Below are 263 nucleotides of genomic sequence, written 5' to 3'. Positions count from 1 at the left end.
TAATACTGTTTCAGTTAAAGCTGACTCGATAGCTGATTGCTCAATATAATCAGAGATTGACAAAATTGCTTTCTTCTCTGCGTGGGATTGCAACTCAGTCGTCAACGCTGTTTCAAAGTCATTGAATGCAGTTTTAGCTCGAAAGAGTTGTTGCCGATAAATAGATAGTTGTTCTGTTAATTGTGGCAACGTTTCAGCCAAGGCATCATCAACTACTGACTGTTCAATAAAGTCAGAGATTGCATCCACTGCTCTTTGTGATG

1 pseudogene is annotated in these 263 nt (G+C 39.2%); it reads right to left on the bottom strand.

From position 1 onward, the window contains the following. Positions 1-249: pseudogene (locus tag ABF638_RS38490) on the bottom strand (relaxase/mobilization nuclease domain-containing protein); the annotation flags it as partial. Between the last annotated feature and the right edge of the window lie 14 nt (positions 250-263).

Source organism: Nostoc sp. CALU 1950 (assembly GCF_051172895.1).
Lineage (GTDB): Bacteria > Cyanobacteriota > Cyanobacteriia > Cyanobacteriales > Nostocaceae > Nostoc > Nostoc edaphicum_A.
This window is presented reverse-complemented; position numbering and strand designations above follow the sequence as displayed.